The sequence below is a fragment of the Pseudomonas sp. UTLPPB19802 genome, from assembly GCF_059730225.1.
The window spans coordinates 2,651,098-2,670,920 of record NZ_AP048545.1; the positions used below are offsets into that span (position 1 = coordinate 2,651,098).

A 19,823-nucleotide genomic window follows, 5' to 3' on the forward strand; every position below is an offset into this window, starting at 1 on the left:
CATGCCCCCCTCTCGGACGGGCCCATTGCAATCGATGGGCTTGCAGCGTCGCGTCGCCCATGAAATAGTCAGCCAAGCAAGTGCTTGGTTGGTTTTGTTCCGGGATAAAAACAAGGGAGGGAGTCTTATGTCTGCCGCTTTTCGTTTACCGCTGGACGTCTTCTACGAGCGCGAAGCTCGCCACCCTCGCCAGTCGTACCTGGTCCAGCCGGTGGGCGGCGGCGAGGTACAGACGCTGAGCTGGTCCGAGGTCGGCCACCAGGCCCGTTGCGCGGCCCACTGGTTGCGGGCACGGGAACTGCCACCGGGCAGTCATGTGGCGATCATCTCGAAGAACTGCGCCCACTGGATCATTGCCGACCTGGCTATCTGGATGGCCGGGCATGTCTCGGTGCCGCTGTACCCCAACCTGACGGCGGACTCCGTCGCCCAGGTGCTCGATCACGCCGAGGTCGCGCTGGCGTTCATCGGCAAGCTCGATGATTGGCCGGGCATGTCGGCGGGGCTCAGGCCCGGCTTGCCGACCATCGGCCTGCCGCTGTGCCCGCCAGGCGCATTCGATTTTCGCTGGCACGACCTGCAAGGCTGTTCACCGATCCAGGACGATCCGCGACCCGCCGCCGGGCAACTGGCGACCGTCATCTACACTTCCGGCACCACCGGCCAGCCCAAGGGCGTGATGCACAGCTTCGCGACCCTGTCGTTCGCTGCCAACAACGCCATCGGCCTGTTCGGCCTGGGCGAGGGCGATCGGGTGCTGTCGTACCTGCCGCTGTGCCACGTGGCCGAGCGGATGTTTGTCGAACTGGCATCGATATTCACCGGGCAGACGGTATTTTTTGCCGAAAGCCTGGAAACCTTCCTGGTCGACCTCAGGCGCGCGCGACCCACGTCGATGTTTGGCGTGCCGCGGATCTGGAGCAAATTCCAGATGGGAGTCTTCGAAAAGGTCACCCCGGCGCGGCTGGATTTTCTCCTGCGCCTACCGCTGATCGGCCGGCGAGTCGGGCACAAGGTGCTGGCGGGGCTGGGGCTGGATGCCTTGCGCATCGCCCTGTCCGGCGCCGCGCCAGTGCCGCGCCAATTGCTGCAGTGGTACCAGCGCCTGGGGCTGGAGGTACTGGAAGTCTATGGCATGACTGAAAACAGCGGCTACTCCCATGTCTGCCGGGTCGGCCAGCACCTGCCTGGGTGGATCGGCCAGGCGTGTCCGGGCGTCGAGGTGCGCATCGACGAGCAGGGCGAGGTGCTGGTGCGCAGCGGGGCGATCATGCTCGGCTACTACAAGGACCCGCAGAAAACCGCCGAGGTCATGACCGCCGATGGCTTCCTGCGCACCGGCGACAAGGGCGAGCAGGATGCCGGCGGCCACTTGCGCCTGACCGGGCGACTCAAGGAAATCTTCAAGACCAGCAAGGGCAAGTACGTAGCCCCGGCGCCGATCGAGAACCGCCTGGCGGCCAATGCCTGGCTCGAACAGGTCTGTGTGGTGGGTGACAGCCTGCCTGCCCCGCTGGGCCTGTGCGTGCTCTCGGCCAGCGCCACCCAGGCCGCCCGGACGGAGCTGCAGGCGGGCTTGGCGGCGTTGCTGGAGGAGGTCAACCAGGCTCTCGACAAACATCAGCGCTTGCGTGCGCTGGTGGTGGTGAAAGATAGTTGGGCGGTGGAAAACGGCTTTCTCACCCCTACGCTGAAGATCAAGCGACCGGTCATCGAGCAACGCTATGGCCCGCGTTTCCAGGCCTGGAGCGAGCTCGGCGAGCCGGTCGTGTGGCAGGACTGACCAACAATAATCGAGGATTGCAAGATGGCCTTGTGGCGTACCGTTCCGAATATCGACCAACTCAATGCCTCGGCGAAGAACACCATCAGCGAGGTGCTGGACATTCGCTTCGAGTCCTACGATGAGCAGTCGCTGACCGCCAGCATGGTTGTCGATCATCGTACCCACCAGCCGTTCGGCCTGCTGCATGGCGGCGCCTCGGTGGTGCTGGCCGAAACCGTTGGCTCGATGGCCAGCTACCTGTGTGTCGACACGAGCCAGTACTACTGCGTGGGCCTGGAAATCAACGCCAATCACCTGCGCGGGGTGCGCAGCGGTCGTGTCACGGCGGTAGCGACCGCGATCCATATCGGTCGCAGTACCCATGTCTGGGACATCCGCCTGAGCAGCGACGACGGCAAGACCAACTGCGTCTCGCGCCTGACCATGGCCGTGGTGCCGCTGGGCCAGACTCCACCGAATCGCTGAGTGGCGCCATAGCCATGGCCGGACTGTCATCATTCCTGGCAGTTACGGTCATTGCTGGTGGCGGGTGTCCTGTCGACAATGAACACCTGTTTTCCCTGAAATGGTTCCGGTATGTCGCAGCACGTGTTCTTCGCCCACGCCAACGGTTTTCCCTCGGGTACCTATGGCAAGCTGTTTGCCGCCCTGTCGCCGGAGTATGAGGTTGCCCATCTGCAACAGCATGCCCACGACCCGCGCTTCCCGGTCGACGACAACTGGCGCAACCTGGTCGACGAACTGATCCATCACCTCGAACAGCAGCCTGGCCCGGTCTGGGGCGTTGGCCATTCCCTTGGCGGTGTGCTGCACCTGCATGCGGCCCTGCGGCGGCCGCAGTTGTACAGGGGCCTGGTGATGCTCGACTCGCCGGTGCTGACCCGTACCGATCAGTGGGTGATCCGCGCAGCCAAGCGCCTGGGCTTCATCGATCGGCTGACCCCGGCCGGGCGCACCCTGGGCCGGCGCGAGGAGTTCAGCGACCTGGAGAGCGCGCGCCAGTACTTTTCCGGCAAGAGCCTGTTTCGCGGATTCGATCCGGATTGTCTAGACGCCTACCTGCAACATGGCTTGCGCGTCGAAGGCGATCGCCTGCGGCTGAGCTTCGATCCGGATACCGAAATCAAGATTTATCGCGGCGTCCCCCATACCAGCCCTGGCCTGGCCCGGCACCTGAAGGTGCCATTGGCGGTGGTGCGCGGTCGTTCGAGCCGCGTGGTCATGCGACATCACACCCGCACCGTGGGGCGACTGCCCCAGGGTGAGTCCCTGAGCATGCCCGGAGGCCACATGTTTCCACTGGAACGTCCGCAAGACACCGCGCAACTGCTCAAGGACATCTTTGCCCGCTGGGAGCGGCGCGCCAGCGAAGGGGCGCAGCCATGAGCGCGGCGGTCGAGGAGGTGCGCCTGAGCCTGCCGCATATCGAACTGGCGGCCCACCTGTTCGGCCCGGAGGATGGCTTGCCGGTGATCGCCCTGCATGGCTGGCTGGACAACGCCAACAGCTTCGTGCGGCTGGCACCGAAGTTGAAGGGGCTGCGCATCGTCGCCCTCGACATGGCCGGCCACGGACATTCCGGGCACCGCCCGGTCGGGGCGGGTTATGCCCTCTGGGATTATGTCCATGACGTGCTGCAGGTGGCCGAGCAACTGGGGTGGCAGCGATTCGCCCTGCTCGGGCATTCGCTCGGCGCGATCGTCTCGGTGGTGCTGGCCGGGGCGCTGCCCGAGCGGGTCTCGCACCTGGCATTGATCGACGGCGTGATCCCGCCGACCGCCAGCGGCGAGAGTGCAGCCGAGCGCCTGGGCATGGCCCTGCAGGCGCAATTGCGGCTGCAGGACAAGCGCAAGTCCGTGCACCCGAGCCTGGACCAGGCCGTCGAGGCGCGGATGAAGGGCCTGGTGGCGGTCAGCCGCGACGCCGCCGAGCTGCTTGCCCAGCGTGGCCTGATGCCGGTCCCCGGCGGCTACACCTGGCGCAGCGACAACCGCCTGACCCTTGCTTCGCCGTTGCGCCTGACCGAAGAGCAGGCGATGGCCTTCGTCCGCCGCGTGGCCTGCCCGACGCAGTTGGTCGTGGCCGAACAAGGCATGCTCGCCCAGCACCGCAGCCTGCTGGGGCAGCTACCCTTTCAACAGCAGGTGCTGCCTGGCGGACACCATCTGCACCTGAACGACGAGGCCGGGGCAGTCCTTGTCGCAGACTGTTTCAATCGCTTCTTCGCCATTCCTTGACTTGCGCCCGGCAACTGTCGAGGCTTGGCGGGTTGAAAGGGAGACAACCATGCCAGACCTCGCTCACGCCGCGACTTCGTGTCGTCCCGTTCCGGCACCCGTGCCCACCATCCAGGCGCTGCCGATCCGATGAAATTGTCCACAACCTCAGCCTGGGCCCTGGGCCTGGCCTGTTTCAGCAGCGCACTGCTGGCCGCCGACGTCCCTGGCAGCCATGACCTGCCGCTGGTGCCCCGCCTGGCCGACGCCCAGATCGTCGGCTACCGGGCTCCCATCGAACTCGAACGCATCTATCCGCAAGGCTCGATCCGCAAGATCAGCAACCGGCTGCGCAGCGAAGGCCAGATCAATGCCCGTGGGCAGATGACCTCGGTGACCTACGAACTGCCACCGGAGCACACCGCCAACGAAGCCTTCACGGCTGCCCGCGAAGCCTTGCAGAAGGAAGGTGCGCAACTGCTGTTCTGGTGCCAGGCCCGCGATTGCGGCGAGAACAGCCTGTGGGCCAACGAGGTCTTCGGCAATCCGCTGCTGTCCGGTGCCGACGACCAGCAGGCCTACCTGCTGCTGCGCCTGGCGGCGCCACAGGACGATTCGCTGATGGCCTTGTACAGCATCACCCGTGGCAATCGCCGGGCGTACCTGCATGTCGAGCAGTTTGCCGCGAATGCGCCATTGGGCGAGTTGCTGCCGACCTCGGCGACCCTGCTGCGCGAGTTGCGCGACACCGGCAAGCTCGACCTGCCGAAACTGGCCGGCGAGCCGCAGGCCACCTGGGTCACCCTGTTGACCCGTGGTTTGAACCTCGATACCACTTCCCGCGTCAGCCTCTCGGGCCCATCCGCCGAGGCCTGGCGCCAGGCGCTGGTGGCAGGTGGCGTCAGGGCCGCCCGGCTGGAGCTGGGGGACAGCCAGAGTACTGGCCTGCATCTGGAACTGTTGCGCTGACGGCGACAGGGGCGAACGCACGCGGGTGAGTTCGCCTAAACTTTCCTTTCTGAATCTCTCTGTGGAATCCCCATGCTCAATAATGATCGGCTGTTGGTGCAGATACTGCTGCTGGTGCTGTTTGGCGCCAGCTTGTGGGTGATGGCGCCGTTCTGGTCGGCGCTGTTCTGGGGCGCGGTACTGGCTTTTGCCAGCTGGCCGCTGATGCTGTTGCTGACACGCCTGTTGGGTGGCCGCGAGGCGCTCGCTGCGGGGTTGCTGACCCTCGGCTGGATGGTGCTGGTGGCCGCGCCGCTGGTGTGGCTGGGGCTCAACCTGGCGGACCATGTGCGTGATGCGGTGGCTTTCGTCAAGGATGTCCAGGTCGATGGCCTGCCCGAGGCACCGGCCTGGCTGGCCGGTGTGCCTATCATCGGCGAGCGCCTGGTGGGTTTCTGGAACACCGTCGACCAGCAGGGCGCTGCGCTGATGGTGACGGTCAAGCCGTACCTGGGCCAGGTCGGCAACTGGTTGCTGGCCCGCAGTGCGCAGATCGGCAGCGGGATTCTCGAACTGACCCTGAGCATTCTCTTCGTGTTCTTTTTCTACCGGGACGGCCCGCGGCTGGCGGCCTTCGTCCTCAGCCTGCTGGAGCGGTTGATCGGTGAGCGCGCCGGTTACTACCAGGAACTGGTGGCCGGCACGGTGCAACGGGTGGTCAACGGCGTGATCGGCACGGCGGCGGCCCAGGCCGTGCTGGCGCTGATCGGCTTCCTGATCGCCGGGGTGCCGGGGGCGCTGGTGCTGGGCCTGGCGACCTTCCTGCTCAGCCTGATCCCCATGGGGCCGCCGCTGGTGTGGATTCCAGCCACGGCCTGGCTGGTCTGGAAGGGCGAGTACGGCATGGCGGTGTTCCTCGGCATCTGGGGCACGTTCATCATCAGTGGCGTGGACAACGTGCTCAAGCCATACCTGATCAGCCGGGGTGGCAATCTGCCGCTGGTGGTGGTGCTGCTGGGTGTTTTCGGCGGATTGATCAGCTTCGGTTTCATCGGCCTGTTCATCGGCCCGACCCTGCTGGCGGTGGCCTACAGCCTGCTGCTCGACTGGAGCGCGAGCCAGGGACGGCGCGAAGAGAAAAGCTGAGGCCCAGCTTCAGAGGACCCCGCCCCTGTGGGAGCCGGCTTGCTGCGGGCGGCGTTCCGACGATCCGCCGCAGGCGGCCATTCAGTGCATCCTGCGGCGCTGGAAATATCGCTATCGCCAGCAAGCGGAGCGCCGCCCGGTCGGCTCCCACGGATTTTGGCGGTGCCCCTCAGGTATCAGGCCGCAGCGGCGGTGCTGCTGGTCGCCGTCACGGTGTTGCGGTTCTGATACTGGGTGTTGAGGTTGACCAGCAACCGGCTGAGGGCTTCGGCGATGTTGTCCTGGGCCGTCCGGGTCGTGCTGGTGCTCGATACGCCGCTGGCGTCGGCCAGGGCCTTGAGCAACAGGGCGCTGGTGGTATCGCTGGTGCTGGCGGTGGTGGTGCTGGTAGTGGCGTTGGTCGCGCAACTGTCAGAGCTGCCCTGCAGCGCACTGGCCAGTTCGGCCTGGCTGATGCTGCCGTCGCCATCGGTATCCAGCTGGCTGAACAACTGGCTGCTCGACAACTGCGTCGGCGGCGGCGGTGGCGCGAAGGCCGCGGCCAGCTCGTCAACACTGAGGCTGCCGCTCGAATCCTTGTCCAGTGACGAGAACAGTGACGAACTGTCGGTGCTGATGCCGGCAGTGGTCAGTCCGCTGGCCAGCTCGTCGTTGCTGAGACTGCCGTCACCATTGCTGTCCAGGGCCTTGAGCAGAGCGTCGGCCAGCTTCGTGTCGGGCGCCTGGTCGCCATGTTCCGGGCGCTTGAGGGCGGCCAGTTCGTCAAGGCTGATACCGCCGCTGCCATCGCTGTCGAGCGACGTGAAGTTCTGGCTCAGGTCAGTGAGCAGCTTGTTGTCGCCGTCTTTCGACAGTGCGGTCTTCAGCTCGTCCTGACTGACGGAACCGTCGCCGTCGGTGTCGAGCTTGGCGAGCAGCTGTTTCTGAAATTGTTGCTGGCGTTGCGTGGCTGTCGTCGTGCTGTTGTAGCCGACGTAGCTCAGTAGACTGCTGACGCTACCGATCATGGTGCTCACTCCCTAAGTGTTGGCAAGGCCGGCGGCGCTACACCGGCTCATGCAGATTCCCAAGGGCAAGTGTCGAGGGTATGTGGGCTTTGTACCGGGTGCCACACACGCCATTCAGGCGCGGGGCAGGGTGACCACCGCAGTCAGGCCGCCCCCGGGGGTTTCCTCCAGTTGCAGCTCGCCGCCCAGGCGTTGCGCGGCCTCGCGGGCGATGGTCATGCCCAGGCCGACGCCGCCGGAGTTGCGGTTGCGCGAACCTTCCAGGCGATAGAACGGCTCGAACACGGCTTCACGCTTGTCGGCGGCAATGCCAGGGCCATGGTCGATGACCCGGATGACCAACTGCCGGCGGCTGTCCTCCAGGGTGATCAAGGCATCGCCGGCGTAGCGCAGGGCGTTGTCCATCAGGTTGTTCAGGCACGAGCGCAAGGCCATCGGCTGCACCAGCAACGGCGCACAGTGACCGCTGGCACGCACCTGCGCGCCCTGGTCCTGGGCGTTTTCGCACAGCGACTCGACCAGCGCTTGCACGTCCATCCATTGCATGGCTTCGCTGGTGCGCTGTTCATGCAGATAGCTCAGGGTGGCGTCGAGCATGCCGATCATGTCGTTCAGGTCCTGGCGCATCTGGCCCTGCAATTTCACGTCGTCGATCTGCTCCAGGCGTAGCTTGAGCCGCGACAGCGGCGTACGCAGGTCGTGCGACACCGCGCCGAGCATGCGTCCGCGCTGCTGCACCTGCTCGCGGATGCGTTGCTGCATCAGGTTGAAGGTCGCGGCCGCCTGCCGGGCTTCCAGGGGGCCGGTTTCGTCCAGCGGCGGACTGTCGAGGTCCTCGCTCAGGCGTTCGGCGGCCTCGCTCAGACGCTGGATCGGCCGGGTCAGCAGCTTGGCGCCATACCAGGCGGCGATCGCCAGGGCGATGAACTGGAAGGTCAGCGGCACCAGCGGCCCGCCGAACCATGGCCTTGGAGGGCGCCGATGGTGGGGCGGTGGCGGTCCCATGCGCGGGTCGAAGTTCTGCTCCATGCCCATGGGCGGCGGAGGCGGAGGCGGTGGCCCACCGTAATGGCGGAACCAGAGAAAGGCCAGCAGGTGGGCCAGGATAATGGCCAGCATCAACACGCCGAACAGGCGCCCGAACAGCGTGTTGAAGCGGGGACGCATCAGCCGATGTCTCGCGCGTCGAACAGGTAGCCTTCACCGCGAACGGTCTTGATCAACTGCGGCGATTTCGGATCGTCGCCGAGCTTCTGCCGCAGCCGCGAGACCAGCAGGTCGATGCTGCGGTCGAAGGCCTCGATCGAGCGGCCACGGGCGGCGTCGAGCAATTGCTCACGGCTCAGTACCCGGCGGGGTCGTTCGATGAACACCCAGAGCAGGCGGAACTCGGCGTTGGACAGCGGCACCACCAGCCCGTCGTCGGCGATCAACTGGCGCAGCACGCTGTTCAGCCGCCAGTTGTCGAAACGGATGTTGGCCCGTTGCTCGGTACGGTCGTCGCGCACCCGGCGCAGGATGGTCTGGATTCGCGCCACCAGCTCCCGTGGCTCGAATGGCTTGGCCATGTAGTCATCGGCGCCCAGTTCCAGGCCGATGATGCGGTCGGTGGGTTCGCAGCGGGCGGTGAGCATCAGGATCGGGATGTCCGACTCGGCGCGCAGCCAGCGGCACAGCGACAGGCCATCTTCGCCCGGCAGCATCAGGTCCAGCACCACCACGTCGAAGGTTTCCAGTTGCAGGGCCTGGCGCATCGCTGCGCCGTCGGTGACGCCGACGGCCTGGATGCTGAAGCGGGCGAGGTAGTCGATCAGCAGTTCACGGATCGGGATATCGTCGTCGACGATCAGCGCGCGGACATTCCAGCGCTTGTCATCGCCCGGCGATAGCGGTTTGTTGACATCAGCCAGAGGAGCGGGGGTGTTCTGCATGCGTGTGATTATCTGCCGATTGATATCGCCAACCCCGGATGCGGGATCATGTGATGGTTACAGGATAGGCGTGCCGTGCCAAGGGGGAAAGGTCGGCCAGCCGAATAGCGCGTGAGCCTAGTGCGGGCGCATGTTGGGGGGTTGTCGGTTTTGTATCGTGATCGATACAAATGCTTGGCGAGGGGACGATTGTGCGCCTGAATCCTTGGGCAGGCATCATCAATATGGGTAGCAGGCTGACGCAGGTAGCCCTGCCAGTCGGTAGGAATGACCCCCTGAGGGTCACAACCGCCGGGGCAATCGCCTCGTGTGACGATCAGGTTGTTCGAGCAGTGTTACAACTGGACCAGGCCCATGTGCGCCGCCTGGCGCAGCGCGGCCCAGCGCGACGAAACCTTGAATTTGGTGCGGATGTTGGCGAAGTGGTAGTTCACCGCCGATTCGGTGCAGGTCAGGATCTGGGCAATTTCCCAGGACGATTTGCCCAGTGCGGCCCAGCGCATGACTTCCTGTTCCTTGCGCGTCAGGGTGATGGCCTGGGGATGTGGGGGCAGGGATGAATCGGCAGCGCTCGGGTTGAGTACAGGTGGGTAGGGAGAGGATGGGGTAGTGGGTAGGGCGTGCATATCGGAAACTCCCGCAAAAGTGCGATGGAAGACGCTTGATGATGGTTTGGCCGAGTTGCTCGGGTAGCCATGCCGAAAAATGCGCCTGCCCGGTTGGCAGGTTCCAGAGGCTGCCCTTGAAGTTATAAACACAAAGTGCCGCTTTGGAACCTGTTAAAAATGACAGGTCGAATGCTTTTGAGCCGATTTCGCTGCGCTGTTTTTCGGCGCTCCTGGCTTTAGGCAAAATATCGCCACGCCGCTCGGCAACGCTAAAAAATCCCCCCTTAACAGCTGGTTAGCCGACACCCCGGGCTGTCCGACGGCCCTCGTGGCGCTGAGGGAAAAGATCCTGGGGGCGCCAATTCATGGGGAGGAAAATTTCCTGTCCATTGGTCGCTTTTTTCAACAGCACTAGTGGCTATTGAATGGCAGTGTGGTGTGTTCCTGCCGTGTTCATCTGGCTTGTCGCAGCGGTCGGCGCTGCACTCTTTACGGCTTCTTTACGCGTCACTGCGGGCTTCGCTCTCGTTCCTTTACAGCCTTCCTTCAGACAATGCCTACACACGCGGCAATCGCCGTATTACGGAGAAATCCCATGGGCATTCTGGACGGGGTGTCGCTGCTGCTGGCAGTGGCGCTGTTCATCTATCTACTTGTCGCGCTGTTGCGTGCGGATCGGAACTAGGAGCGGCGGTTATGCACGGTTATGACTATTGGCTGATCCTGGCTTTCCTGGCGCTGGTACTGCTGCCAGCACCGGCGCTGGGGCGTTTCTACTACAACGTGATGGAAGGCCGGCGTACCTGGCTGACACCGTTGCTGGGGCCGGTGGAGCGGGCCTGTTATCGGTTGTCCGGGGTGGATGAGAAGACCGAGCAGAGCTGGCAGAAATACACCCTGGCGCTCTTGGCCTTCAACTTCGCCGGTTTCGCATTGCTGTTCGCGATCCTGCTGTTCCAACAGTACCTGCCGCTCAACCCGCAGAACCTGCCGGGCCAGGAGTGGACGCTGGCGTTCAACACCGCGGTCAGCTTCATGACCAATACCAACTGGCAGAACTACAGTGGCGAGGCCTCCCTCAGCTACCTCAGCCAGATGGTCGGCCTGACCGTGCAGAACTTCGTCAGCGCCGCCACCGGCCTGGCCGTGCTGGTCGCACTGTGCCGCGGCATCGCCCGCCGCTCGGCAAGTACCCTGGGCAACTTCTGGGTCGACATGACCCGCGCCACCCTCTATGGCCTGCTGCCGCTGTGCCTGCTGCTGGCGCTGTTGCTGGTCTGGCAGGGCGTGCCGCAGACCTTCGCCCACTACATCAACGCCGTGACCCTGCAGGGTGCCGACCAGGTGATCCCGCTCGGCCCGGCAGCCAGCCAGATCGCCATCAAGCAGTTGGGTACCAACGGTGGTGGCTTCTTTGGCGTCAACTCGGCGCACCCGTTCGAAAACCCGACGGCCTGGAGCGACCTGTTCGAACTGGCGTCGATCATCCTGATTCCGGCAGCGCTGGTGTTCACCTTCGGCCACTACGTCAAGGACCTGCGCCAGAGCCGGGCGATCCTCGGTTGCATGCTGGCGTTGCTGCTGATCGGCGGCGCGGTGTCGCTGTATGCCGAGTACCAGCCGAACCCGACGCTGAACAACCCGCTGGTGGAACAGACCGCGCCGCTGGAAGGCAAGGAGAGCCGCTTCGGCACCACCGGCAGCGTGCTCTGGTCGGTGACCACCACCGCCGCCTCGAACGGCTCGGTGAACGCCATGCATGACAGCCTCAACCCGCTGAGCGGCATGGTCGCGCTGGTCAACATGATGGTTGGCGAGGTGATCTTCGGCGGCGTCGGAGCGGGCCTCTACGGCATGCTGCTGAACGTGCTGATCGCGGTGTTCCTCGCCGGGCTGATGATCGGCCGGACCCCGGAGTACCTGGGCAAGAAGCTCCAGGCGCGGGAAGTGCAACTGTTGGTGGTGACGCTGCTGGTGATGCCGGTCGGTACCCTGGTGCTCGGCGCACTCGCCGCCAGCCTGCCAGGCCCGGCCGGAGCGATCAGTAACCCCGGCGCCCACGGCTTCAGCCAGTTGCTCTACGCCTACACCTCGGCCAGTGCCAACAACGGCTCGGCGTTCGGCGGCTTCAGCGGCAACACTGCGTTCCACAACCTGATGCTGGGCCTGGGTATGCTGATCGGCCGCTTCGGCTACATCCTCCCGGTCCTCGCCCTGGCCGGCAGCCTGGCGCTGAAGAAGACCGTGCCGGTCGGGCAGAACAGCTTCCCGACCCATGGCCCGCTGTTCGTCACCCTGCTGACCGTGACCATCCTGCTGGTCGGCGGCCTGACGTTCCTGCCGAGCCTGGCCCTGGGACCGATTGCCGATCACCTGAACCTGTTTGTGCCTGGACTGAAGAACTGAGGACCTGATGATGAACATGCCGCTTCCCGCAACAAAACCGGCTGTCGTCGAGCAGCCCCGGACCGCCGTTGCCGACCTGTGGCGGCCGGCGCTGGTGCAGGCCTTCGTCAAGCTCGACCCGCGCCAGTTGCAACGGGCGCCGGTGATGCTGGTGGTGGAGTTGACGGCGGTGCTGACCACCATCCTCTGCCTGATTCCCAACGAGGCCGTGCCGACCTTCGTCGCGGTGCAGATCGCCATCTGGCTGTGGTTCACCGTGCTCTTCGCCAACTTCGCCGAAGCCCTTGCCGAAGGACGTGGCAAGGCCCGCGCCGACAGCCTCAAGGCCGGCAGTGAGGGTCTGAGCGCCCGGCGGCGCAAGGCTGACAACAGCTTCCAGGTAGTACCTGCCGCCAGCCTGCGCAAGGGCGATGTGGTGCGTGTCGAAGCCGGCGAGATGATTCCCGGCGACGGCGAGGTGATCGAAGGCATCGCCGCGGTCAACGAGGCGGCGATCACCGGTGAGTCGGCGCCGGTCATCCGTGAGTCCGGTGGTGACCGTTCGGCGGTCACCGGCAACACCCGGCTGGTGTCCGACTGGTTGCTGGTGCGAATCACCAGCAACCCTGGCGAGTCGACTCTCGACCGCATGATCGCCCTGGTGGAAGGCGCCAAGCGCCAGAAAACTCCCAACGAAGTGGCGCTGGATATCCTGCTGATCGGCCTGACGCTGATCTTCCTGCTGGTGGTGGTGACCCTGCAGCCGTTTGCCCACTTCGCCGGCGGCAGCCTGCCGCTGGTGTTCCTGGTGGCGCTGCTGGTGACGCTGATCCCGACCACCATCGGTGGCCTGCTGTCGGCCATCGGCATTGCCGGGATGGACCGCCTGGTGCGCCTGAACGTGATCGCCAAGTCCGGCCGGGCAGTTGAGGCGGCCGGCGACGTGCACGTGCTGCTGCTGGACAAGACCGGCACCATCACCTTCGGCAACCGTCGTTGCTCGGCGATCCACCCAGCGCCCGGCGTGCCGGTGCGCGAGCTGGCCGAGGGAGCGTTGCTGGCCTCGCTGGCCGACGAGACAGCCGAAGGCAAATCGATCGTCGAGTACCTGCGTGACCTGTATCCCCAGGCTGAACCGGCCGCAACCGAGCTGACCGCCGTACCGTTCAGCGCCGAGACCCGCTTGTCGGGTGTCGACCACCAGGGCCGGGTGTACCGCAAGGGCGCGGTGGATTCGCTGCTGGCGTTCCTTGGCCAGCAACGCGGCGACCTGCAGCCGGCGCTGTCCCGCGAGATCGACAAGATCGCCCAGAGCGGTGGCACACCGTTGCTGGTCTGTGCCGAGGGCAAGCTGCTCGGGGCCATCCACCTCAAGGACGTGGTCAAGCCGGGGATTCGCGAGCGTTTCGCCGAACTGCGCAAGCTGGGCATCCGCACCGTGATGGTCACCGGCGACAACCCGCTGACCGCCGCGGCAATCGCGGCCGAGGCCGGGGTCGATGACGTGCTGGCCGAGGCCACGCCGGAGAAGAAACTGGCGCGCATCCGCCTGGAGCAGAACGACGGCCGGCTGGTGGCGATGTGTGGCGACGGTGCCAACGACGCCCCGGCGCTGGCCCAGGCCGACGTCGGCATGGCGATGAACGACGGCACCCAGGCCGCGCGGGAAGCGGCGAACATGGTCGACCTCGACAGCGACCCGACCAAACTGCTGGACGTGGTGCAGATCGGCAAGGAATTGCTGGTGACCCGGGGTGCGCTGACCACCTTCTCGATCGCCAACGACGTGGCCAAGTACTTCGCCATCCTGCCGGCGCTGTTCGCGGCGATCTACCCGCAGCTCGGCGTGCTCAACATCATGCAGTTGGCCAGCCCACAGAGCGCGATCCTTTCGGCGATCGTGTTCAACGCGCTGATCATCGTCGTGCTGATCCCGCTGGCATTGCGTGGTGTGCGGGTGCAGGCGGCAAGTGCCGCGCACCTGTTGCGCCGCAATCTGCTGATCTATGGCCTGGGTGGAATCCTGGTGCCGTTCGTTGGCATCAAGGCCATCGACCTGCTGCTGACCGCGTTGCACCTGGTGTAGCCCATGCCGCCCGCTCCCTGGGGGAGCGGGCTTGCCCGCGAACACGCCAGCTCAATCATTGCATTACCCGAATCGAGGAACAGAACATGTCCACTGTATGGCGCCCAGCCCTGAGCCTGTTGACCCTGATGACCCTGGTCACCGGCATTGCCTACCCGCTGGTGGTCACCGGCGTGGCCCAGGCGGTTTTCCCCGAGCAGGCCAACGGCAGCCTGCTGCGCGATGCCGACGGCAAGGTCCGTGGTTCGTCGCTGATCGCCCAGGAGTTCACCGGCGATGCCTGGTTCCACTCGCGCCCTTCGGCCGGAGCTTTCGCCACGGTGTCCAGCGGCGCGAGCAACCTGGCACCGAGCAACCCGGCGCTGGCGACGCGGATTTTCGACGAGGCGGCCAAGCAGGCGGTACCGGGCCAGGGGCCGGTACCGCTGGCGTTGCTGACCACCTCCGGCAGCGGCCTCGATCCGCACTTGCCACCGGCCGCGGTTCGCTATCAACTGGCGCGGGTGGCCCAGGCGCGCAACCTGCCGACGGCCACCGTCGAGAAACTGCTGGAGGCGCATATCGAGCAGCCGCTGATTGGCCCACCGGTGGTCAATGTGCTTGCATTGAATGCGGCGCTGGCCGATATCTCGAAGTAGGCGACGAGGCCCTCCGGTCCTACCCAACACCGTAACCCCCTATCCGGGTGGCAGTATCCGTTCCAACAGTGAGAACCCCGTACATGAGTGATTCCGGTCGCGCCGACGCGCTACTCGCCGAACTGCCCCGCACTGGTCGTGGTCGACTCAAGGTCTTCCTGGGCGCCGCGCCGGGCGTGGGCAAGACCTACGCGATGTTGCAGGCGGCCCACACGCAACTGCGCCAGGGCGTGAAGGTGCTGACCGGCGTGGTCGAAACCCATGGCCGTGCGGAAACCGAAGCCTTGCTTTCGGGATTGCCGCAATTGGCCCTGGTGCGCTCCGAATACCGCGGTGTACTGCTGGAGGAAATGGACCTCGACGGCCTGCTCAAGGCCCGTCCAACCCTGGTGTTGGTCGATGAATTGGCCCACAGCAACGCCCCCGGCAGCCGCCACCTCAAGCGTTGGCAGGATGTCCAGGAACTGCTGGCCGCCGGCATCGACGTGTTCACCACGGTCAACGTCCAGCACCTGGAAAGTCTCAACGACCAGGTGCGTGGCATCACCGGCGTGCAAGTGCGCGAGACCCTGCCCGACTGGGTTCTGCAGGAAGCCGACGAACTGCTGCTGATCGACCTGCCGCCCCGCGAGCTGCTCGAGCGCCTGCGCGATGGCAAGGTCTACGTGCCGGAGCAGGCGCGGGCGGCGATCGATGCATTTTTCACCCAGACCAACCTCACCGCCCTGCGCGAGCTGGCGATGCAGACGGCGGCCGCCCAGGTCGACAATGACCTGGCCCTCGGCTACCGGACTCTCGGCCAGGCCGCGCCGGCGATTCGCGGGCGCCTGCTGGTAGGGGTCGATGGCGATGCCCAGGCCGAGCGCCTGGTGCGTCATGCCAGTCGGGTGGCCCAGCGTCGGCACCTGCCCTGGAGCCTGGTGCATGTGGACAACGGCAGCAGCCGCGACGAGCAGTCACGCCAGCGCCTGCAGAGCGCCCAGCAACTGGCCGAGCGCCTCGGTGGTGAGGTGGTGTTGCTGCGGGCTGGCGAGGTGGCCAAGACCCTGATCCAGCATGCCGCCGAGCGGCGCGCCAGCCTGGTACTGGTCGGCCAGTCTCGCCAGCGCTTGCGCCGTCGGTGGTTCGGCGGCGGGCTGGCGGCGCGGTTGCTGCGCAATGCCCGCGGGCTGGAAATCAACGTGCTCGACAGCCAGGAGGCGCAGCGCCCGCCGCGGGTCCGGGAGCCGCAGGCGGTGGTCTGGCTCGATTACCTGCTGGCGATGCTCGCGACGCTGCTGGCCAGTGCGATCGCCTGGGGCGTGGCCAGTGTGCTGGCGCTGCCGAACATCTCCCTGGTGTTCCTCGCCGCGGTACTGCTGGTGGCGGTGCGCAGTAGCATCGGCCCGGCGCTGGCCTGCGCGGCATTGTCGTTCCTGAGCTATGACTTCCTGTTCATCCCGCCGAATTTTTCCTTCGCGATCCAGCGCGAGGAGGATGTGCTGACGCTGCTGTTTTTCCTGATGATGGCAGCGCTGACCGGCAACCTTGCCGCGCGCCAGCGCCAGCAATTGCAGGCTCTGCGCGATACCCAGGAGGAAACCAGTGAACTGCTCGACTTGTCGCGCAAGTTGACTGCCGCCACCGATCGCCAGGCGGTGGTCAGTGCCGCCTCACAACACCTCAGCGGCTGGGAAGAGTTGGAGCTGTGCCTGCTCAACCGCGATGGCCAGGGTGGTTGGAAAGTCGAGAGTGGTGGTGCGTTGGCCTTTTCCGAAGCCGAGCGTGCGGCCGCCGACTGGGCCTGGCAGCACGACCAGCCCGCCGGGATGGGTACCGGCACCTTGCCATTCGGGCGCTGGTGGTGGTGGCCGCTGTCGGCGGAGGAGGGGCCGCTGGCGCTGCTTGGCGTGCGTCCTCGCGAAGGCCAGGAGTTGACCGGCCAGCGCCGCCGCCTGTTGACCGCGCTGAGCCAGCCGCTGGCCCAGGCCCTGGCCCGTGCGCAACTGGCCGATGACCTGGAAGCGGCGCGCCTGCATGGCGAAACCGAGCAACTGCGCAGTGCCCTGCTGGCCTCGGTGTCCCATGACCTGCGCACGCCGCTGACCTCGATGCGCGGCAGCATCGACAGCCTGCTGGCTCTCGGCGAGGCGATTCCCCTGGCCGATCGCCAGGAACTGCTCGAAGGCACCCGCGACGAGGCCGAGCGACTCGACCGTTACATCCAGAACCTGCTGGACATGACCCGCCTCGGCCATGGCGCGCTGAAACTGGCACGGGACTGGGTGGCGCCGGCGGATATCGTCGGCAGTGCGCTGAACCGGCTGCGGGCAGTGCTCGCGCCGTTGCAGGTCGCCACCGAGGTCGCCGATGAACTGCCGCTGCTCTACGTGCACGCGGCGCTGATCGAGCAAGCCCTGGTCAATGTCATGGAAAACGCCGCGCGTTTTTCACCGGCCCATGGCCGCCTGCAGATCCAGGCTGGCACGGCGGACGGCGAGCTGTTTTTTGCGGTCAGCGACGAAGGACCGGGAATTCCCGAAGAGGAGCGCGGCAAGATTTTCGACATGTTCTACACCGCCGCCCGCGGCGATCGTGGCGGCCAGGGCACGGGCCTCGGCCTGGCGATCTGCCAGGGCATGGTCGGTGCCCATGGCGGGCGTATCGGCGTGGCGGAAGGCATCGAGGGGCGGGGCACCTGCATTACCTTGTTCCTGCCGCTGCAGGAGCAGCCGGGATTTGAAAGTGAAGCCTGATATGCTTTGGCCATTCCTCAGCCTGATGCGGCAACCATGAGCCAGATATCGACCATCCTGGTCATCGACGATGAACCGCAGATTCGCAAGTTCCTGCGTATCAGCCTGGCTTCCCAGGGCTACCGGGTGCTGGAGGCGGGCACCGGCGCCGAGGGGCTGGCCCAGGCGGCGCTGAACAAGCCGGACCTGCTGGTGCTCGACCTCGGCCTGCCGGACATGGACGGCCAGCAGGTGCTGCGCGAGTTTCGCGAATGGTCCTCGGCGCCGGTGCTGGTGCTGTCGGTGCGGGCCAGTGAAGCGCAAAAGGTCCAGGCCCTGGACGGCGGCGCCAATGACTATGTGACCAAACCCTTCGGCATCCAGGAGTTCCTCGCGCGCATCCGCGCGCTGTTGCGCCAGGTGCCGGCCGGCGAGGTGCAGGAGGCGGCGCTGGCGTTCGGTCCGCTGACCGTCGACCTGGCGTATCGCCGGGTGTCGCTGGACGGTGTGGAAGTGGCGTTGACGCGCAAGGAGTACGCGGTGCTGGCGCAACTGGCGCGTTATCCCGGACGGGTCATCACCCAGCAGCAACTGCTCAAGGACATCTGGGGCCCGACCCATACCGAGGACAGCCACTACCTGCGGATCGTCGTCGGGCACCTGCGCCAGAAGCTGGCCGATGATCCGACCCGACCGCGCTTCATCGTCACCGAGGCTGGCGTTGGCTATCGGCTCCTCGATAACCAGGCCTGATAATGCCGTGTGGCGAGCCCGCTCGCCACAAAGGCGCGTGTCCTCCACCCACTTCAGCGCCGCTCTTCCTCGTAGCGATCCAGGGTATCGCGGGCAATCTCGCGTCCCAGGGCAATAAGCTCCGGCGCCTTGTAGAACTCGAAGAACCGGCATACCCGCTTGGGCACGTTGATCAGGATGTCCGGCGGGTAGCCGGCGATCTTGTACTGCGCCAGTGACGTCTGCATCACTTCGAAACTCTGGTTGATCAGGTCGAGCAAGGATGCCGGGCCGACGTTGTCGATGATGAACGAACCCGTGGCGGACTTCGGCGCACCCTCGACCTCGGGCGCCGCGGCCGGTTGCTGGCCGGCGGGTTCGGCAGCCTCGAGCCAGGGATTGGTGAGGTCCGCCGATTCCGCCGCGAGGCTCTGCTGTTCCAGTCGCAGCAATTCCTCGGCCTGCTTGCGCCGAAAGGGCAGGCGCGAGCCCATGGAACTGAGCAGGGCGTTGAAGCGGCTCTTGAAGGCCGGCGGGCGCTGGATCACCGGCAACTGGTAGTGCTTCTGGTTGGTGGAGTTGAGGTTGACGGCGATGATCAGGTCGCAGTGGCTGGAAACCACCGGCACGATCGGCAGCGGGTTGAGAATGCCGCCGTCGACCAGCATGCGGTTGCCCTGCATGACCGGGGTGAACAGGCTCGGGATGGCCGCCGAGGCGCGCATCGCCTGGTGCAGGCAGCCTTCCTGGAACCAGATTTCCTGCTGGTTGGTCAGGTCGGCGGCGACTGCCGTGTAGGGAATGCGCAGGTTCTCGATATCGATTTCGCCGACGATCTTGCGGATCTGGCCGAAGACCTTTTCGCCACGGATCGCCCCCAGCCGGAAGCTGACGTCGACCAGGCGCAAAACGTCGAGGTAGTCCAGGCTCTCGATCCAGTTGCGGTACTCGTCGAGCTTGCCGGCGGCGTAGATGCCGCCGACCACCGCGCCCATCGAGCAACCTGCGACGCAGGCGATTTCGTAACCGCGTTTTTCGATTTCCTCGATCACGCCAATATGGGCATAACCGCGGGCCCCACCGGAGCCCAGCACCAAGGCAACACGCTTTTTCATCCTGCACTCCTTCCGGCCGGTTATCCACAATGCACCCAATGCGGGCTGCGGTACAATCGCCAACGCTGCTCGAAGGGGGGCGATGGCCGCCGTTCACCTGAATTGGCTAAGCTTCAGGGTGGGCCAAGGCACTTTTTGCCTGGTGCGCCGTCATACGTTGCACAACTGTTTTTTTCTTGAGGTGTCATCGATGAAAGCCTGGATCTGTGTGCCATTGATTGCGTTGGCGTTGGCCGGTTGCGCAGGCAAGACGGCCTATCGCGAAACCTGCGGTACCCAGCTGGATGCTGCCTGGCATGAACTCGACCTGGCCAAGGCCGAAGGTTTTGCCGGAACCGTGAGCTACTCCAAGGCGCTCTCCCTGCTGACCGGGGCCAAGACCCAGCAGCAGTTCGAGGCCTACGAGGGCTGCTCGGCCAAGGCCGAGAAGGCACGGTTCTACATTCGCGAGTCGCGCGCCGGTCGTTGATCGGGTTTGAAACGGAGGGATCCGTTTTCTCTATGCAGGAGC

The 19,823-nt window shown here is 65.4% G+C and carries 18 protein-coding genes; 13 read left to right on the plus strand and 5 right to left on the minus strand.

Features of this window, described 5'->3' with window-relative positions; genetic code table 11:
* The first annotated feature begins 127 nt into the window (after positions 1–127).
* The 6 genes from AC6I6U_RS12020 to AC6I6U_RS12045 all read left to right on the plus strand — a co-directional run bounded on the left by AC6I6U_RS12020 (position 128) and on the right by AC6I6U_RS12045 (position 6,096).
* Complete coding sequence (locus tag AC6I6U_RS12020) at positions 128–1,783, plus strand: AMP-binding protein (protein ID WP_497882154.1); 1,656 nt, start codon at positions 128–130, stop codon at positions 1,781–1,783.
* A 24-nt stretch (positions 1,784–1,807) separates the two neighbouring features.
* Positions 1,808–2,251 (plus strand): hotdog fold thioesterase, encoded by a 444-nt coding sequence (locus AC6I6U_RS12025; RefSeq protein WP_497882155.1) that lies wholly within the window; start codon positions 1,808–1,810, stop codon positions 2,249–2,251.
* 111 nt (positions 2,252–2,362) lie between these two features.
* A complete protein-coding gene (locus AC6I6U_RS12030; RefSeq protein WP_497882156.1) occupies positions 2,363–3,172 on the plus strand; it encodes an alpha/beta fold hydrolase in 810 nt (269 codons plus the stop codon).
* The gene (locus tag AC6I6U_RS12035) at positions 3,169–4,023 is read left to right on the plus strand and encodes an alpha/beta hydrolase (RefSeq protein WP_497882157.1); all 855 of its coding nucleotides are present in this window, start codon (positions 3,169–3,171) and stop codon (positions 4,021–4,023) included. The genes AC6I6U_RS12030 and AC6I6U_RS12035 overlap by 4 nt, the downstream gene beginning before the upstream one ends.
* A 129-nt stretch (positions 4,024–4,152) precedes the next feature.
* Entirely contained in the window at positions 4,153–4,971 is an 819-nt protein-coding gene (locus tag AC6I6U_RS12040) for a DUF4892 domain-containing protein (protein ID WP_497882158.1), read from the plus strand.
* A 72-nt stretch (positions 4,972–5,043) separates the two neighbouring features.
* Positions 5,044–6,096 (plus strand): AI-2E family transporter, encoded by a 1,053-nt coding sequence (locus tag AC6I6U_RS12045; protein ID WP_497882159.1) that lies wholly within the window; start codon positions 5,044–5,046, stop codon positions 6,094–6,096.
* A gap of 176 nt (positions 6,097–6,272) precedes the next feature.
* Here the strand turns inward: AC6I6U_RS12045 and xopAW are convergent, their stop codons facing one another.
* The 4 genes from xopAW to AC6I6U_RS12065 all read right to left on the minus strand — a co-directional run bounded on the left by xopAW (position 6,273) and on the right by AC6I6U_RS12065 (position 9,660).
* Positions 6,273–7,103 (minus strand): XopAW family type III secretion system calcium-binding effector, encoded by an 831-nt coding sequence (gene xopAW / locus AC6I6U_RS12050; RefSeq protein ID WP_497882160.1) that lies wholly within the window; start codon positions 7,101–7,103, stop codon positions 6,273–6,275.
* Between the two features lie 114 nt (positions 7,104–7,217).
* Positions 7,218–8,270: a sensor histidine kinase gene (locus tag AC6I6U_RS12055; protein ID WP_497882161.1), complete on the minus strand. Its 1,053-nt coding sequence runs from the start codon at positions 8,268–8,270 to the stop codon at positions 7,218–7,220.
* Positions 8,270–9,034, minus strand: a complete 765-nt coding sequence (locus tag AC6I6U_RS12060) for a response regulator (protein ID WP_497882162.1) — start codon at positions 9,032–9,034, stop codon at positions 8,270–8,272. The genes AC6I6U_RS12055 and AC6I6U_RS12060 overlap by 1 nt, the downstream gene beginning before the upstream one ends.
* 335 nt (positions 9,035–9,369) lie before the next feature.
* Positions 9,370–9,660 carry a response regulator transcription factor gene (locus AC6I6U_RS12065; RefSeq protein ID WP_497882163.1) on the minus strand — a complete coding sequence of 97 codons (291 nt, stop codon included), beginning with the start codon at positions 9,658–9,660 and terminating at the stop codon, positions 9,370–9,372.
* Positions 9,661–10,237: 577 nt separating this feature from the next.
* Here AC6I6U_RS12065 and kdpF point away from each other — a divergent pair.
* The 6 genes from kdpF to AC6I6U_RS12095 all read left to right on the plus strand — a co-directional run bounded on the left by kdpF (position 10,238) and on the right by AC6I6U_RS12095 (position 18,218).
* Positions 10,238–10,327 (plus strand): K(+)-transporting ATPase subunit F, encoded by a 90-nt coding sequence (gene kdpF, locus AC6I6U_RS12070; RefSeq protein ID WP_081005946.1) that lies wholly within the window; start codon positions 10,238–10,240, stop codon positions 10,325–10,327.
* Positions 10,328–10,338: 11 nt separating this feature from the next.
* Positions 10,339–12,048: a potassium-transporting ATPase subunit KdpA gene (gene kdpA / locus AC6I6U_RS12075; protein ID WP_497882164.1), complete on the plus strand. Its 1,710-nt coding sequence runs from the start codon at positions 10,339–10,341 to the stop codon at positions 12,046–12,048.
* 10 nt (positions 12,049–12,058) lie between these two features.
* Positions 12,059–14,113, plus strand: a complete 2,055-nt coding sequence (gene kdpB / locus AC6I6U_RS12080) for a potassium-transporting ATPase subunit KdpB (RefSeq protein WP_497882165.1) — start codon at positions 12,059–12,061, stop codon at positions 14,111–14,113.
* 86 nt (positions 14,114–14,199) lie between these two features.
* Complete coding sequence (kdpC, locus tag AC6I6U_RS12085) at positions 14,200–14,751, plus strand: potassium-transporting ATPase subunit KdpC (protein WP_497882166.1); 552 nt, start codon at positions 14,200–14,202, stop codon at positions 14,749–14,751.
* A gap of 83 nt (positions 14,752–14,834) precedes the next feature.
* Complete coding sequence (locus AC6I6U_RS12090) at positions 14,835–17,486, plus strand: DUF4118 domain-containing protein (protein ID WP_497882167.1); 2,652 nt, start codon at positions 14,835–14,837, stop codon at positions 17,484–17,486.
* Positions 17,487–17,522: 36 nt separating this feature from the next.
* Positions 17,523–18,218 carry a response regulator gene (locus AC6I6U_RS12095; protein ID WP_497882168.1) on the plus strand — a complete coding sequence of 232 codons (696 nt, stop codon included), beginning with the start codon at positions 17,523–17,525 and terminating at the stop codon, positions 18,216–18,218.
* A gap of 53 nt (positions 18,219–18,271) precedes the next feature.
* On the opposite strand, the gene AC6I6U_RS12100 is transcribed toward AC6I6U_RS12095, so the two are convergent.
* Complete coding sequence (locus tag AC6I6U_RS12100; protein WP_497882169.1) at positions 18,272–19,312, minus strand: patatin-like phospholipase family protein; 1,041 nt, start codon at positions 19,310–19,312, stop codon at positions 18,272–18,274.
* Between the two features lie 190 nt (positions 19,313–19,502).
* Between AC6I6U_RS12100 and AC6I6U_RS12105 the strand changes: the two genes are divergently transcribed.
* On the plus strand, positions 19,503–19,781 hold the full coding sequence (locus AC6I6U_RS12105; protein ID WP_497882170.1) for a hypothetical protein: 279 nt from the start codon (positions 19,503–19,505) through the stop codon (positions 19,779–19,781).
* The last annotated feature ends 42 nt before the right edge of the window (positions 19,782–19,823 follow it).